Source organism: Polaribacter huanghezhanensis (assembly GCF_030444335.1).
GTDB classification, from domain to species: Bacteria; Bacteroidota; Bacteroidia; order Flavobacteriales; family Flavobacteriaceae; genus Polaribacter; species Polaribacter huanghezhanensis.
On the sequence record NZ_CP128595.1, the window covers coordinates 1,961,330 to 1,977,318 of the forward strand.

The window sequence follows — 15,989 nt, forward strand, 5'->3', positions numbered from 1 at the left end:
GTTTAAAACGCTAATTTATTCTTTTTTATAGAACGTAGCATTAAGTGTATTCGTATTTCCAACATTATCTTCTACAACGATTTCTAATTGATGTTTGGCGCCTACTAATTTTTTATCCGTAAAATGATAGACAATTTGTTTCTTTTTTAAGTTGTATTCCATTAAAATCCATTCTCCATCTAAGGTTGCAGAATACGAGTTTATCCCTGATGTTTTATCTTCTATTTTTACAATAATTTTAGTGTTTTTTGTAATCCATTGATCGTTTTTAAAATTTAATAATTTTATTGTAGGTTTTTGTTTGTCAGATAGTAATGTGTATTTACCTAAAGTTTTTGTTGTAGTGTAGAATACATCATCTTTCTTTCTAGTATTTTGATAAGAAGGATATTTTTTATTGTTGATATTTGCTATATATAGTTGACTTTTTTCGCCTTCTGTGTACTTAGAAACATCAAAAGTTAAGGTGTAACTTTTATCTAACGGAATAAGTGGATTGTGTATCGTTGCGATATTATTTTCAACTTTAAAATCTAAATAAAGATTGTGGTAAAAAGTATTTTTTGGAAACGCAATACTAACTCCATTCTGTTCAAATTTATTAAATTTGTCAGCTGTAATTTTGTAAGCAGTTGTGTCTTTTGCTTGTCTAAAAACAGCATTACTTTCTACACCTCTAACCGGAACTCTAACTTTGGTTTTATTGCCAGCAAAGTCTGATGCAATAATTTCAACGGTATAATTAAATCCATTTTTGATGTTTACGATTCCGTTATTTAGCAACGATTTGTAAATTTTTAATTTGTTTGCTTTTTCTTTAAATGTTTTTTGAAATTTATTTTTAAAACGAGCATAATTTTCATAATCAATTAACAAGTTAACATATTTACTTTCTGCAAACGAAAAAGTTTCAAGAACATGATGATAAACTTCATGTCCATTTACGTTCATTTCTAAGCTGTAAATTCCGTTTTTATTATAGGCGCCATTTAATTTATCATATACTTGAATGCTAAATCCAATTGGACCTTTAGCATTAATTCTATTTGTTGTATATGTGTTATTCCCAATAGATTTAAATGCCAATAACGATTTTTTTATCGATTGATTCACGCGAGAAGAATCTGTTAACGGATACACGAACAGCCCTTTTATTTTTGGAGCGATGGTGTCTTTTACTTTTACGCCAAAAAAGAAAGGGTTGATAATTTTTTCTGTTTTAGTGTCTCTAATTTCGTAATGCAAATGCGGAGAAACAAATCCGCCAGTACTTCCAGAATACGCAATTACTTGTCCTTTTTTAACAGGTATTTGGTTTGGTTTTAAAAAAATATTACCGGTTTCGTAGTTTTTCTTTTTATACTGAATGGACTTTACGTATTCTTCAATTCCGTTGCCAAATTTACTTAAATGCGCATACACAGTTGTGTAGCCATTTGGATGCGTTATATATATTACCTTACCATAACCCCAAAGAGCTACTTTAATTCTAGAAATATAACCATCTGCAACCGCATGTACTTTTAAACCTTCTTTTTGTTGCGTTTTAATATCTAAACCAGCATGAAAATGATTTCCTCTAAGCTCACCAAACGTTCCAGCCAAAACAGTTTTAATATCTAAAGGATTTCTAAAATCTTTAGTAGGATACTGCTTTTGTCCAAAAAATAATGAAGTTGTAAAGAAGAATACGAATACGAATAAAGGTCTCAAATCTCAATTTTTAGCTAAAATAGTAAAAAATTAGAGCAAAGAAAAGCCAAAATTTTAGAACCCTAATTAGCAGTCGTTTAGAAATTAATAGTTAAAAAGAGTATATTTTTTTGTGTTTTAGCTTTCAGAATGTTAACTTTGTTGGAATAGTTTCGATTCTGAAAATTGATGAGTAAAACACTAGAAGCAATTCATTTACTAGAAGATAGGTTAAAAACACTATTAGCTAATTATGAATTTTTAAAAGAAGAAAATGAAATTCTTCTTCAAAATGTTGGTAAATTACAACTTCAATTAGATTTGAATCAGCAAACCATAGAAGATCAAAATCAAAATTTTGAACTTCTTAAAATTGCAAAAACTATTGATGGCAGTAACGAAAGTACAAGAGAAACAAAACTCAAAATAAATGCTTTAATTCGAGAAATCGATAAATGTATTGTTCAATTAAGCGAATAAAAAAGTTCATTAACAGTGTCAGAAAAATTAAAAATTAATGTTGTAATTGCAGGTAGAACCTATCCTTTAAGTGTTAAAAACACGCAAGAAGAAGAAGGAATGAGAAAAGCTGCAGCCAATATCAATCACTTAATTTCTTTGTACGAACAAAATTATGCTGTTAATGATAAACAAGATGTCTTGGCAATGTGTGCCTTGCGTTTTGCATCACAATTAGAAATTTCGTCAATTGATAAAAATGATAATACAGACAAAGCTTTAGAAAAAATAAATAAACTAAATGAAATGTTACAATCTCATTTAGGCTAAGTTCATTAAAATAGAATTACAATACACTGCCTACGTTAGTATAAGTTTATTAAACTCAACACTATTCAATTATGAAGGATGAGTCTTAATTGTAAAAGCAAGCCACAAGTACTGAATTTATTTCAGCTTCTAAATGGATCCTTGATCAATTAGTTAATCCTATAAATGCCATAATGGAGTTTAAAAAAACCACTGATGTAGGCTTTTTTTATATATAAATAGAAAATTATGGATGGAATGATACTTCCTTTTGCACTTAGTGTAGTCGGAGCAGTTATAGGATTTATTATTGCGAAAGCGATAGAGAAATCAAAAGGGAAAAAACTTTTAAATAATACAAGAAAAGAAGCAGCGTCAATTCTTAAAGAAGCCAAAATTGATGCAGAATCTCTAAAGAAAGATAAAATATTACAAGCAAAAGAAAAGTTTATAGAACTAAAATCTGAGCACGAAAAAGTAATATTATCTAGAGAAAAGAAAATATCGGAAGTAGAAAAGAGAATTCGCGATAGAGAATCTCAGATAGCTTCAGAAGCAGATAAAACAAAAAGATTAAACAAGTCTTTAGAAGAAAAAGAAGCTGATTTTACGTATAAATTAGATTTTTTAGACAAGAAAGAAAACGATTTAAATAAGATGCATTTAAGACAAGTTGATATGCTAGAACAAGTTTCAGGTTTATCAGCAGAAGATGCTAAAAAAGAATTGGTAAGTACACTAAAAGAAGAAGCGAAATCTGATGCAATGGCTTTTATTCAAAATTCAATTGAAGAAGCTAAATTGACTGCAGAGCAGGATGCTAGAAAAATTGTTTTAAATACCATTCAACGAGTTGGAGTAGAACAAGCAGTAGAAAATTGTGTTTCTGTTTTTAACTTAGAATCTGACGATGTAAAAGGTAGAATTATTGGTAGAGAAGGAAGAAATATTAGAGCTATTGAAGCTGCAACAGGCGTAGAAATTATTGTTGATGACACTCCAGAAGCAATTATTTTATCTTGTTTTGATCCGGTAAGAAGAGAAATTGCACGTTTGTCCTTACACAAATTAGTGACCGATGGAAGAATACATCCTGCGAGAATTGAAGAAGTTGTAAAGAAAACAGAAAACCAAATTACACAAGAAATTATAGAAGTTGGTAAACGTACCGTTATCGATTTAGGTATCAACGGATTGCATCCAGAGTTAATTAAAACTGTTGGACGAATGAAATACCGTTCTTCTTATGGACAAAATTTATTACAACACTCAAGAGAAGTTGCTAATTTATGTGGAATTATGGCTTCAGAAATGGGCTTAAATGCTAAAATGGCAAAACGTGCTGGTTTATTGCATGATATAGGAAAAGTGCCAGATGCAGAAAGTGAATTACCACATGCTTTATTAGGAATGCAATGGGCAGAAAAATATGGAGAGAAACCAGAAGTTTGTAATGCAATTGGAGCACATCACGATGAGATAGAAATGAAAAGTTTACTTTCTCCGATTGTGCAAGTTTGTGACGCAATCTCTGGGGCAAGACCAGGCGCAAGAAGACAAGTATTGGATTCTTACATACAACGTTTAAAAGATTTAGAAGAAATTGCTTTCGGATTTAATGGTGTACAAAAAGCATATGCAATTCAAGCTGGACGTGAATTACGCGTTATGGTAGAAAGTACTAAAGTAAGTGACGAAAAAGCATCTGAATTATCTTTCGGAATTTCACAAAAAATTCAAAACGACATGACCTATCCTGGTCAAGTTAAAGTTACGGTAATTAGAGAAACGAGAGCCGTGAACGTAGCGAAGTAAAATAACATCTTAATCTTCCCAAAGGGGAGAAATATTTTAATGAATAAAAATCCTGCTTTTAATAGCAGGATTTTTTTTGTATATATAAATCAAGAGGTTTCCTCCTTTGGAGGAGTTAGAGGAGGATTTCTAGGGTGGAATTTTTCTACCACATTTTTTAAATACGACTTATCTAGATGCACATAAATTTCTGTAGTAGTAATACTTTCGTGTCCAAGCATTTGTTGTATCGCTCTTAAATCCGCTCCGCCTTCTAATAAGTGTGTTGCAAAAGAATGCCGTAAGGTGTGTGGTCCAATTTTTTTATTCAAATTGATTTTTATTGCCAAATTTTTAATAATTATAAAAATCATTTGACGCGTTAATCCTTTTCCTCTTCGGTTTAAAAACAAGGTATCTTCAAATCCTTTTTGAGGAGAAATATGATTTCTAATGTCTTTTATATAAAAAGCAATATATTTCTGAGTATTGTAATTTATTGGTGTATAACGTTCTTTATTTCCTTTTCCGAGTACTTTTACAAAGCCTTCTTCAAAAAATAAATCAGAAATCTTTAGAGAAATTAATTCGCTTACTCGTAAACCACAACTGTAAATTGTTTCTAAAATAGTTCTGTTGCGTTCTCCTTGCGGGTGACTTAAATCAATAGCATTGATCAACTCATTTATTTCATTTTCTGATAAAGTGTCTGGTAATTTTCTTCCTATTTTTGGGGTTTCTATTAAGTCAGTTGGATTATCAGCACGATAATCTTCAAAAATTAAATAATCAAAAAAATTTCTGAGTCCAGAAATTACTCTTGATTGTGTAGTTGGTTTTACTTTTTTGGCGATTTCATAAATAAAACGCTGAATAAAAGTGATATCAATTTGAATAGGAGAAATCGTAATTTTGTTTTCTTCCAAGAAATACATCAATTTTTGAATATCACGCGTATAACTATCAATCGTGTTTTTAGAAAGCCCTCTTTCTATTTTTAAAAACAACTGATAATCTTTAAGTGCGTTTTGCCATTTCATTAGCTAAAAATAAAGTTTATATTTACAACTTTAAAACTTTTTATGAAACTAATCATTATAAACGGACCAAACTTAAATTTATTAGGAAAAAGAGAACCAGAAATATATGGTTCAGAAACTTTTGCTGAGATTTTTAAAAACCTACAAAGAAAATTCCTAAAAGTAGAATTGTCTTATTTTCAATCTAATATTGAAGGCGAATTGATTGATAAATTACACGAAGTTGGTTTTGATTATGATGGAATTATCTTAAATGCGGCTGCTTACACACATACTTCTGTCGGAATTGGAGATGCTGTAAAAGGCATTGAAACTCCAGTTGTAGAAGTGCATATTTCTAATGTACACGCCAGAGAAGAATTTAGACATCTAAGTTTTATTGCACCGAATGCAAAAGGGATTATTTTGGGATTTGGAATTAAAGGGTACGAATTGGCAATTCAAAGTTTTTTATAGTTCTAATTTCATTTTAATATTAGCTCTTTCGTAATACACGTCTTTTTCTAACGGCACTTCTTTAAATCCAACTTTTTTGTATAAAGTAATGGCTGGTTCAAGAATTCTATTAGAATACAACATGATGTTTTTCCAACCTTGATTTTTAGAAAAATCGAGACAATAATCTATGAGCTGTTGCCCAATTTTCTGTCCGTGATATTTTGGTGAAACTGCCATTTTACTCAACTCGAAACATTCTTTTTCGTTGATCAAAGCTACCGTACCCACAATTTCATTCTTGTAAGTTGCAAAAAAAATAAAACCGCCTTTATCAATGATATGTGTTTTTGGATTGCTCAAAACCTTTTCATCATAAGGTTCTACATAAAAGTATTTTTGCAACCATTCTACATTTAAATCATAAAAAATTTTTGTAAATTTTTCTTCAAAAGGAATAATAGAAATTTTTATCATGTATTAAATTTTAGCATCAACAAGTGCCATCATCTCTTGTTCTAAAGCAATCGCTTTTTCATAAATAATTTTTGCATCAGAAAGCATTTTATCAGCAAATGCTCTGTCTTTGATGTCTTTTGCATTAATGCGAACATTAAAATACGCACCAATTACAGCGGTTCTTGCACATAAGGCACCAACACCAGCGTCAGAAAGCGAATTTTGCAATCCTTTTTTCGCCATTTCTAGCATTACTTCCATAGAATTGTATGCGGTTTTCATCACTTTAAACGGAATTTCGGTAGCATATTTTGTAGCGTCTTCCACAGCTTTTTTTCTGATGATTATTTCTTCTTCTGTAGATTTTGGTAATCTAAATCCGTCTATAATTTTATTAAAAGCATTGGTATCTTCATCCACTAAAAACAGCAAATCATTTTTATATTTCTGACCTTTTTCTGCCCAAGCAGAAAAGTATTCCCATTGATCATCCCAACCAGGTTTATGAGCAGATAAATTGGCAACCATTGTTCCGAGAGAAACACCTAACACACCAACATAAGCAGCAATACTTCCTCCGCCTGGCGCCATAGATTCTGAAGCCGTTTCTTCGGCAAAATCTTTTACCGTAAAATCGATTAATTTTTTATCAGCATCGGCATTCATTACATATTCTATAATTCTTTCTTGCGGATTAAAAGGTTTTAAATCGTCTAATCCAAGAGATTTTACAGCAATTTTTATCTTTTCACTTTCGCTAATTCCTAAAGATCGTTCTTGTTTTCTTAAGAAATAATCAGCTGCATCGAGTATTGCTTGTAACGGAACCAAACCAACCAATTCTGACCCTGTAACTCTTAATCCGCGACTTGTTGCCGATAAAACAGTTTCTTCAAAAGCTTCGTGCATAGACGTAATACTGATGTTCGTTAAGTTGTACGAAATTTGAGCAATTCCGTATTCATCTATAAACCAACCAATTCCTTTTACCGCTTTTAATTTTCCAGGAACTCGTTTTGGTTCGCCATTTTCATCCAATACTTTTTTTCCTGTAGCAGGATTTCCTCCGCGTAAAGTCCTTCCGGCTTCTCTAACATCAAAAGCAATTGCATTTGCACGTCGGGTAGAAGTAGAGTTTAAATTTACGTTATAAGCGATTAAAAAATCACGCGCAGAAATTGCTGTAACTCCAGAAGAAATAACTTGTTGATTGTATGTTGATGGACCAAAATCAGGTTTCCAATTTGTAGTATTAAATTTTTCTTTTAAACCTTGGTATTCTCCAGAACGAACGGTAGCTAAATTTTTTCGTTCATCAGAAGTTGCAGCATTTTCGTAAAAATAGCCTGATATTCCTAATTCATCACCAACACGTTTTCCTAATTGATGCGCAAACTTTGCAGTTTCTTCCATAGAAATATTTGCAATAGGAACTAAAGGACAAACATCTGTAGCACCAAATCTTGGATGCTCACCAGAATGTTTACTCATATCTATTAATTCTGACGCTTTTTTGATCAATCTAAAGGCAGCTTCAATTACATTTTTAGGTTCTCCAACAAAAGTAATAACAGTTCTGTTTGTTGCTTTTCCGGGGTCAATGTCCAACAATTTAACTCCTTCAACTTCTTTTACAACATTTGCAATGGTCTGTATTTTATGTAAATCTCGTCCTTCGCTAATGTTAGGAACACATTCTATAAGCTGCTTGTTCATTTTTTAGTTTTGTTTGTTGAAATCAAAAGTAAAGAAATATCAATTTATATTAGATAAGAATTGATAAAACTTCGTTAAATTAATTATATTTGTTTGATTCCTATATTTGAAGAATGAAGAGAGAAAAATGGCTTTTTGAAATTACCCCAAAACAAAGTTTATTTGATTTAAATTTAAAAGAACTTTGGAAATATAGAGATTTATTAATGCTCTTTGTAAAAAGAGATATTATTACCTTATATAAACAAACGATTTTAGGTCCATTGTGGTATATTATTCAGCCTTTGTTTACTTCAATTATTTTTACGTTAGTTTTTAATAATATTGGGAATATTTCTACAAATGGTATTCCTGCTTTTTTATTTAATTTAGGGGGAATTACTGCATGGAATTATTTCAAAGATTGTTTAATAGATACCTCAGATACTTTTAAGAAAAATGAACAGATTTTCGGGAAAGTATATTTTCCGAGAGTAATTATGCCAATGTCTATTATTGTTTCAAATTTATTAAAATTTGCAATTCAATTATTTATTTTTATTGTGTTTTACATGTATTTTGTTTCTACAAACAGGTTAGAATTTAGCTTTTCTTTTGATTTATTATACCTGCCTTTTTTGTTTGTTTCAATGGGGGTTTTAGGTTTAGGTTTGGGGATGATAATTTCTTCAATGGTAACAAAATATAGAGATTTAACTTTTTTGGTTTCTTTTGGAGTACAGTTGCTAATGTATTTGTCGGCAGTTGTTTATCCTGTAGAACTGATTAAAGAAAAAGTGCCCAAATACTCTTGGGTAGTAGAATATAATCCTATGACTATCGTTATCGAAAATTTTAGAAAAATTGTATTTCCAACTATAGAAGCGAAAGTTTTACCCTTAGATGTTTTTTATATGCTGCTGATTTCACTTGCGGTTTTTATTTTAGGGTTGCTTATTTTTAACAAAACAGAAAAAAGTTTTATTGATACAATTTAGGATGAAAGACGAAGTAATTTTAAAGGTAGAAAATGTATCGAAACAGTATCGATTGGGTACCATTGGTACAGGAACCATAAGTCACGATTTAAATCGGTTTTTTGCTAGAATTAGAGGAAAAGAAGATCCTTTTCTTAAAATTGGGGAGTCAAATAATAGATCTAAAAAAGGAGAATCAGAATATGTATGGGCATTAAAAAACATTGATTTTGAAGTAAGAAGAGGAGAGATACTAGGTGTCATAGGTAAAAATGGTGCAGGAAAATCGACTTTATTAAAAATTTTATCTAAAGTAACTGGTCCAACAACAGGAAGTATTAAATCAAAAGGAAGAATTGCTTCTTTATTAGAGGTTGGTACAGGTTTTCATCCAGAAATGACTGGAAAAGAGAATATCTTTTTAAATGGGGCTATTTTAGGAATGACCAAAAAAGAAATTGAATCAAAATTTGATGAAATTGTTGCCTTTTCTGGTTGTGAACGTTATATTGATACGCCTGTAAAACGCTATTCTAGCGGAATGAAAGTACGTTTAGCTTTTGCTGTTGCGGCTTTTTTAGAACCAGATATCTTAGTGGTTGATGAAGTGTTGGCCGTTGGAGATGCAGAATTTCAAAAGAAAGCCATTGGTAAAATGCAAGACATTTCTAATACCGATGGAAGAACAGTGTTGTTTGTGAGTCATAATATGGCTGCAGTTCAAAGTTTATGCACATCTGGTTTACTTATTGAGGATGGATACATTTCTTTTTCTGGCCCCATATCAGAAGTAGTTAATTGTTATTTAAAAAACAGAAATCAACTAGCTTTTGTTAGTTGGACAGATTCTAATTGCCCTAAAGCTAATTTTATAGAATTACGTGAAGCTAGAGTTTTGAACACAAAACAGGAAGTCTCCCTTAATCACTTGATTTCTGAGGATATAGAATTAGAGTTTACCCACAACATAACTAAAGAGGGGGAATTGTTTGTTAGTTCGGTCAATATATTTAATGATCATGGAATACATATATTTACTTCTCACGATATCTTTGCACCAACAATAAAAAAAGCTTTAACTAAAGGGTACTACAAAAGAAGTGTAATTATTTCAGGAAATTTTTTAACAAATGGGAGTTATAGCTGCAGTTATGCAATTATGAGATACAATCCATTTGTAGTTGAATTTCATCAGATGGAGGTTTTAGCCTTTAATGTGATAGATGAAATTGGTAATCATACATCTAGAGGGAATAATTATAAACAAGAAATACCGGGACTTGTTCGACCCTTATTAAAATGGGAATAACACTTAGATGAAAGGTAGTAATTGTTAATTATAAAAATTATATTAAAGAAAAATGCATAAAGTTTCAATAATTTTACCAAGTTATAATCATGCTAAGTTTTTAAAAGACAGGTTAGATTCAATAATAAATCAAACCTATACAAATTGGAAACTAATTATTATAGACGACTGTTCGACAGACGAAAGTCTAACTTTCTTAAATGAATTTAAAAAAAAACATCTAGATAAAATTGAAAAATATATAATTAATAATCAAAATACAGGAAGTGGCTATAATTCATGGGAAAAAGGAATTGAACTTGCAAATACAGAGTATATTTGGGTAGCTGAAACAGACGATTATTCAAACCCTAAGTTTTTAGAAGAGCAAATAATACTTTTAGAAAAAAACCCAACAGCAGCTTTGTCTTTTTGTGCTAGTAACTATGTTGATGCCAATAAACAGTTTTTGTACAATACAAATAATCGGACTAAAGATTTAAATGTTCTTGAGGATAATTATAAAGCGTTTGTCGGAGATGTTTTTTTAGATAAAATGCCATTCAACACCTATATCACAAATGGCAGTTGTGTTGTTTTTAGAAAACCAAAAACCAAGATCCCCAAAGCTATATTTACAAATAAACAATCTTCTGATATTTTTTTATGGACCTACCTTTTACAAAAAAGTTCATTTGTTTTTTTGAATAAAAAACTAAATTTTTTTAGAAGACATGCAGACTCAACTACAACCCGTTTATCTACTTTGCAACAATTAGATATCTTTAAAGAAAAAATAAAATACTTACATTATTTTAACATAAAAAACAAAGAGAACATTTTAATAAAAAAATATTTTCGAGAGTATATTTGGAGTAATAAAAGAAGAATTTTTAATACTAAAATATTTGATTTTAATTTAAAAGTTAAATATTATTTACAATTAATTCCAAATATATTTAGTCAATTAATAAAATATAATAATGGGTAAAGAGCCACTAGTTTCTGTAATAATACCGACTTATAATAGACCTGAGTTTCTAAATGAAGCCATATTAAGTGTTGTAAATCAAAGTTATTCAAATATTGAGGTATTAGTTGTTGATGATGGTTCTAAAAATATGTATGCTCAAACTATTTGTGATCAGTATGATAATTGTTGTTGTTGTTACAAAGAAAATGGAGGTGTGTCTTCGGCTAGAAATTTCGGAATTAGAAAAGCAAAAGGAAGTTATATCGCTTTTTTAGATGATGATGACTTGTGGAAAAAAGATAAGCTTCTAATTCAGGTAGAAATATTAGAAGGTAATAAAGAAATTGATTGTGTGCATTCATCTTTAGAAGTAATAAATGAATTTAACGAAAAATTAAATATTAGATATGGGGCTACAAAAAATAAAGCTCATAAACGTACAGGGTATGTATTTTGGAATGCATTGGGAACGTGGTTGGTAAAAGCATCAACACCTTTAATAAGAAAGGAAGTTTTTGTAGGGAATCTTTTTTTTGATGAAACTCTCGAAGTTGGAGAAGATATAGATTTTTACCAAAGATTGTTCTATTTCCACAAAGTATTTTACATTAACGAACCATTAGCTTTTTACAGAGAATATAATAATATTAAAAGACTCTCTTTACAGAGTAATAAATATATAGGAATTGAAAAAAAAATTTATAATAATTTTGTTAAAATGGGTGTAAATAATCCTTTTGTTTTACAAAAAATTGCATCAAAGCTTTTAGTTTCAGGGGTAAATAGATATAATTTGCTATATCCAAACAAGATAATTAAACTCAGTTTTTTTGAAAAATATTTTTTTTCAATAAAAAAAATAAAAACAATTAATTTTGATTAAATAAATAATAATTATTTTAATAACAGGAATTATATTGAAAGTTAATAATTATGCAACTTTTATAAAAGCCGATGTCAATGATAAAAAAACAATGATTACAATCCAAAAAAAGAATACTTACCAAACTATTGGGAAGTAAATAGATTTAATTTAAATGAGAATAGGAACGAACCCAGAAAAGGAAAAAAGTAATAGAATACACTATAAGAAACATAGAGTACTAATTCCTGTGTACATTCCTAAAGATAAAGATCCTTACTTTAAAGATTTATTTGATGTGTTTAAAGAGAGTATGAATTCTTTATTACTAACTATATCTTCAAACAATACAGCAATAACAATCATTAATAATAATTGTAAAGTAGAAGTTACAGACTTTATTGATAAATTATTAGTTGATAAAAAAATAGACAAACATGTTAAGTTGGTATCAAATTATGGGAAAGTGTATACGGTATTATCAGAAGCTAGAGCTTCTTTTGAAGATTATATAACCATTGCAGATGCCGATGTTTTTTACTTTAACCATTGGGAAAAAGAAGTTTTTGAACTATTTTCTGTTTTTAAAAAAGTTGGCGTAGTGTCTCCAGTTCCAGCGCCACATTTAGCTTTGTATAATAATGTGTCACTTTTTGGATCTTTATATAGAAAGCCAAAAATGAAAAATGTTGTAGATTCAGAATCATTTTTACTTTTTGAGCAAGGAACCAATAATACTAAAATATTTAATAATCGAAATTATAATTGGAAAGAAAAACAATATTATTTAGAAAAAAAAGGAGTTAAAGCTTGTGTAGGTTCTGGCCATTTTATTGCCACCTATAAGAATGTTTTTAAATTTTTTCCATTAATTAAACCAGAATTTGTATTTAAGCAAGCAGATGAAAATGAGTTTATAGATTCACAGTTTGATAAATTAGGATACTATAGAGTATCTACTCTAAAAGCATTTGCCTATCATTTAGGGAATACTATTCCTGATTGGATTAGAAAGTATCGGTTTAGTAAAAAAATAATTTTTTTAACCCATATTAAACAATTAAAAAGGAATAAATTAACTTATTTAATTAAGAAACTGCTATTTAAAGTTTTAAAGAAATTTAAAATAATTTAAAGGAAATCAATATAAAATAAAATGGCAAATAAGAACCTAGTGATAATACCCTTAAGAGCAAATTCTAAAAGGCTTTTAAACAAGAATATTTTAGATTTAGGCGGAATTCCTTTATTTATGCATTCAGTGAATTATGCTAGAGAAAATATAAAAAAAGGAGATAAAATTATTATCGTTACTAACGATGATTTGGTAAAAAAAATTGCAAAAAGAAATCATGTAGAAGTTATAGATAGACCTGAAGAAATTTCTGGAGAGTTTGAACCTACAATAACAGCTCTACAATATGTATTAAGTAGATTTAATAAAGATTTTGAAAATGTTATTTTATTACAAGCAACCAATCCATTACGTCCTAAAAATTTATTTAAAGAAGCGTTAGAAGTATTTAATAAACAAGAATGTAAGAGTTTAATGACAGTTTCCAAAAGTGAAAAAAAATTAGGAAAAATTAATAACTCAGTTTTTAAACCGTATAGTTATATATTTGGGCAAAGAAGTCAAGACTTAGAGCCTTTGTATTTTGAAAATGGTTTGATATATATATCTAAGGCAGAATTGATTATAGGAGGAAAAATTATAGATACAAAATGTTATCCCTTTATTGTAGATCATATATTTTCGACGATAGATATTGACATAAAAGAAGATTTAGAATTAGCAAACTATTATTTTAACAAAATGATGCATGAATAAACCATATATTGAAATTTCTGGCAGAAAAATAGGGGAAGATTTTCGGCCTTTGGTAATTGCAGAAATAGGAATTAATCACGAAGGAAGTTTACAAACGGCATTTGAAATGGTTGATGCTGCAAAAAGAGCAGGAGTTGAAGTTGTAAAACATCAAACTCATATTGTTGAAGATGAAATGAGCGGAGCAGCAAAAAATGTAATTCCTGGAAATGCAGATGTTTCTATTTATGAAATTATGGATAGATGTTCGTTGAATGAATCAGAAGAAACTCAACTTAAAGAATATGTAGAAAGTAAAGGAATGATTTTTATTTCTACTCCTTTTTCTAGAGCAGCAGCAGAAAGATTAGAAAGAATGAATGTTTCTGCATATAAAATTGGTTCTGGAGAATGTAATAATTATCCTTTATTAGAACATATTGCAAAATATGGGAAACCTGTTATTTTAAGTACAGGAATGAATACAATAAAAAGCGTTGGAAAAGCGATAGACATTTTCAATAAATATGACGTTCCGTTAGCTTTGTTACATACCACAAATTTATATCCAACGCCACCAGAATTAGTCCGTTTTGGAGCAATGACAGAATTGCATAAAGCTTTTCCAAAACATGTATTTGGATTATCAGACCATACAACAAGTAATCATGCTTGTTTAGGAGCAGTTGCTTTAGGAGCGAGTATTTTAGAACGTCATTTTACAGATAAGATGAGTAGAACAGGTCCGGATATTATATGTTCTATGGACGAGATAGCTTGTAAAAAACTAATAGAAGGTTCAGAATTGATATGGAAAATGCGAGGAGGAACAAAAAAACCAGCTAAAGAAGAACAAGTAACAATCGATTTTGCATTTGCTTCAGTTTGTACAATAAAAGCTATTAAAAAGGGTGAAACTTTTACGACAGATAATATTTGGGTAAAAAGACCAGGTTCCGGAGAGATTTTAGCAGAAGAATTTAATACTATTTTAGGTAAAAAAGCAACAAAATCGATTGCTAAGGATAAACAGTTAGAACTAAACGATATAGAAAAATAATAAAATGAAAAAAATAGTTTTCCTTTCTGGAACAAGAGCTGATTTTGGAAAGCTAAAATCGTTAATCAAAATAACCCAAGAATCTGGTAATTTTGATGTTCAAATTTTTGCAACCGGTATGCATTTAGACGAAAAATATGGTTTAACGGTCAATGAAATTTATAAAAGCGGATTTAAAAATATTTCAACGTTTCAAAATCATGTTGGCTCAGAATTTATGGATAGAAGGTTGGCAAAAACAATTCAAGGGTTTTCTGAATATATAGCAATACAAAAACCAGATTTAATTGTTGTCCATGGAGATAGAATAGAAGCTTTAGCAGGTGCGATTGTAGGTAGCTTAAATAATATTTTAGTCGCTCATATAGAAGGCGGAGAAATTTCTGGAACCATTGACGAATTAATAAGACATTCTGTAAGTAAATTATCACATTTACATTTAGTTTCTAATGATGAAGCCAAGAAAAGATTAATCCAAATGGGAGAATTAGAATCTTCAGTTTATGTTATTGGTTCACCAGATTTAGATCTAATGAACCCTTCTAATTTACCAAGTATTGATCAGGTAAAAGAATATTACAAAATCCCTTTTGATAAATTTTCTATAGCAATGTTTCACCCTGTAACTACAGAATATAAAAACATTAAAAAACATAGTAAAATATATGTTGATTCATTACTTAAATCTACTAAAAACTATGTTGTTATTTATCCTAATAATGATTTAGGAACTGAAGAAGTTTTAAAGCAATACAAAAGATTAGAAAATAATTCTAGATTTAAAATTTTTCCTTCTTTAAGATTTGAGTATTTTCTTAAATTATTGAAAGAATCAGCTTTTATTATAGGTAACTCTAGTGCAGGTATTAGAGAAGCTCCATTTTACAAAGTTCCAACTATAGATATTGGCTCTAGACAAAATAATAGATATAAAGGAAATTCTATTCTAAATGTATCTTATGATGTAAATGAAATTTTATCAGCTATTGGAAAAAGTAGTCAATTTAAATCTAAAAAATTGGATATTTCTGATTTTGGAAAAGGAAATAGCAATACACTTTTCTTACATTTGTTAAATTCTCAGCAGATTTGGTATGTGAATTGTCAAAAACAATTTCAAGATTTATAATTTAAAA

The 15,989-nt window shown here is 29.4% G+C and carries 16 protein-coding genes; 12 read left to right on the plus strand and 4 right to left on the minus strand.

Going from position 1 to position 15,989, the window contains the following annotated elements:
• Nucleotides 1-15: 15 nt before the first annotated feature.
• Entirely contained in the window at nucleotides 16-1,713 is a 1,698-nt protein-coding gene (locus KCTC32516_RS09300; RefSeq protein ID WP_301400142.1) for a M23 family metallopeptidase, read from the minus strand.
• 168 nt (nucleotides 1,714-1,881) lie between these two features.
• Here KCTC32516_RS09300 and KCTC32516_RS09305 point away from each other — a divergent pair, with 168 nt between their 5' ends.
• From KCTC32516_RS09305 to rny, 3 genes are all read left to right on the plus strand, one after another.
• Nucleotides 1,882-2,172 carry a coiled-coil domain-containing protein gene (locus tag KCTC32516_RS09305; RefSeq protein ID WP_301400143.1) on the plus strand — a complete coding sequence of 97 codons (291 nt, stop codon included), beginning with the start codon at nucleotides 1,882-1,884 and terminating at the stop codon, nucleotides 2,170-2,172.
• 15 nt (nucleotides 2,173-2,187) lie between these two features.
• Nucleotides 2,188-2,481 (plus strand): cell division protein ZapA, encoded by a 294-nt coding sequence (locus KCTC32516_RS09310; RefSeq protein ID WP_301400144.1) that lies wholly within the window; start codon nucleotides 2,188-2,190, stop codon nucleotides 2,479-2,481.
• A gap of 228 nt (nucleotides 2,482-2,709) precedes the next feature.
• Nucleotides 2,710-4,275 (plus strand): ribonuclease Y, encoded by a 1,566-nt coding sequence (gene rny, locus KCTC32516_RS09315; protein WP_301400145.1) that lies wholly within the window; start codon nucleotides 2,710-2,712, stop codon nucleotides 4,273-4,275.
• Between the two features lie 89 nt (nucleotides 4,276-4,364).
• Here rny and xerD read toward each other — a convergent pair whose 3' ends face one another.
• Nucleotides 4,365-5,294 carry a site-specific tyrosine recombinase XerD gene (gene xerD / locus KCTC32516_RS09320; protein WP_301400146.1) on the minus strand — a complete coding sequence of 310 codons (930 nt, stop codon included), beginning with the start codon at nucleotides 5,292-5,294 and terminating at the stop codon, nucleotides 4,365-4,367.
• A 42-nt stretch (nucleotides 5,295-5,336) separates the two neighbouring features.
• On the opposite strand from xerD, the gene aroQ reads away from it, so the two are divergent.
• Nucleotides 5,337-5,750, plus strand: coding sequence for a type II 3-dehydroquinate dehydratase (gene aroQ, locus KCTC32516_RS09325; protein WP_301400147.1), 414 nt, complete (start codon nucleotides 5,337-5,339; stop codon nucleotides 5,748-5,750).
• Here aroQ and KCTC32516_RS09330 read toward each other — a convergent pair.
• The gene (locus KCTC32516_RS09330; RefSeq protein ID WP_301400148.1) at nucleotides 5,745-6,206 is read right to left on the minus strand and encodes a GNAT family N-acetyltransferase; all 462 of its coding nucleotides are present in this window, start codon (nucleotides 6,204-6,206) and stop codon (nucleotides 5,745-5,747) included. The two genes, aroQ and KCTC32516_RS09330, sit on opposite strands and share 6 nt — an antisense overlap.
• 3 nt (nucleotides 6,207-6,209) lie before the next feature.
• Entirely contained in the window at nucleotides 6,210-7,904 is a 1,695-nt protein-coding gene (gene ftcD / locus KCTC32516_RS09335) for a glutamate formimidoyltransferase (RefSeq protein ID WP_301400149.1), read from the minus strand.
• Between the two features lie 113 nt (nucleotides 7,905-8,017).
• Between ftcD and KCTC32516_RS09340 the strand changes: the two genes are divergently transcribed.
• From KCTC32516_RS09340 to neuC, 8 genes are all read left to right on the plus strand, one after another.
• Nucleotides 8,018-8,881: an ABC transporter permease gene (locus tag KCTC32516_RS09340; RefSeq protein ID WP_301400150.1), complete on the plus strand. Its 864-nt coding sequence runs from the start codon at nucleotides 8,018-8,020 to the stop codon at nucleotides 8,879-8,881.
• Between the two features lies 1 nt (nucleotide 8,882).
• Nucleotides 8,883-10,169, plus strand: coding sequence for an ABC transporter ATP-binding protein (locus KCTC32516_RS09345; protein ID WP_301400151.1), 1,287 nt, complete (start codon nucleotides 8,883-8,885; stop codon nucleotides 10,167-10,169).
• A 52-nt stretch (nucleotides 10,170-10,221) separates the two neighbouring features.
• Nucleotides 10,222-11,139, plus strand: a complete 918-nt coding sequence (locus tag KCTC32516_RS09350; RefSeq protein WP_301400152.1) for a glycosyltransferase — start codon at nucleotides 10,222-10,224, stop codon at nucleotides 11,137-11,139.
• Nucleotides 11,132-12,004: a glycosyltransferase family 2 protein gene (locus KCTC32516_RS09355; RefSeq protein ID WP_301400153.1), complete on the plus strand. Its 873-nt coding sequence runs from the start codon at nucleotides 11,132-11,134 to the stop codon at nucleotides 12,002-12,004. Before KCTC32516_RS09350 ends, KCTC32516_RS09355 begins: the two co-directional genes overlap by 8 nt.
• A gap of 154 nt (nucleotides 12,005-12,158) precedes the next feature.
• Nucleotides 12,159-13,118, plus strand: a complete 960-nt coding sequence (locus KCTC32516_RS09360; protein ID WP_301400154.1) for a glycosyltransferase family A protein — start codon at nucleotides 12,159-12,161, stop codon at nucleotides 13,116-13,118.
• Nucleotides 13,119-13,139: 21 nt separating this feature from the next.
• Nucleotides 13,140-13,814, plus strand: a complete 675-nt coding sequence (locus KCTC32516_RS09365) for an acylneuraminate cytidylyltransferase family protein (protein WP_301400155.1) — start codon at nucleotides 13,140-13,142, stop codon at nucleotides 13,812-13,814.
• A complete protein-coding gene (locus KCTC32516_RS09370) occupies nucleotides 13,807-14,853 on the plus strand; it encodes an N-acetylneuraminate synthase family protein (RefSeq protein WP_301400156.1) in 1,047 nt (348 codons plus the stop codon). Before KCTC32516_RS09365 ends, KCTC32516_RS09370 begins: the two co-directional genes overlap by 8 nt.
• A 4-nt stretch (nucleotides 14,854-14,857) precedes the next feature.
• Nucleotides 14,858-15,982, plus strand: a complete 1,125-nt coding sequence (gene neuC / locus KCTC32516_RS09375; RefSeq protein ID WP_301400157.1) for a UDP-N-acetylglucosamine 2-epimerase — start codon at nucleotides 14,858-14,860, stop codon at nucleotides 15,980-15,982.
• Nucleotides 15,983-15,989: the final 7 nt, after the last annotated feature.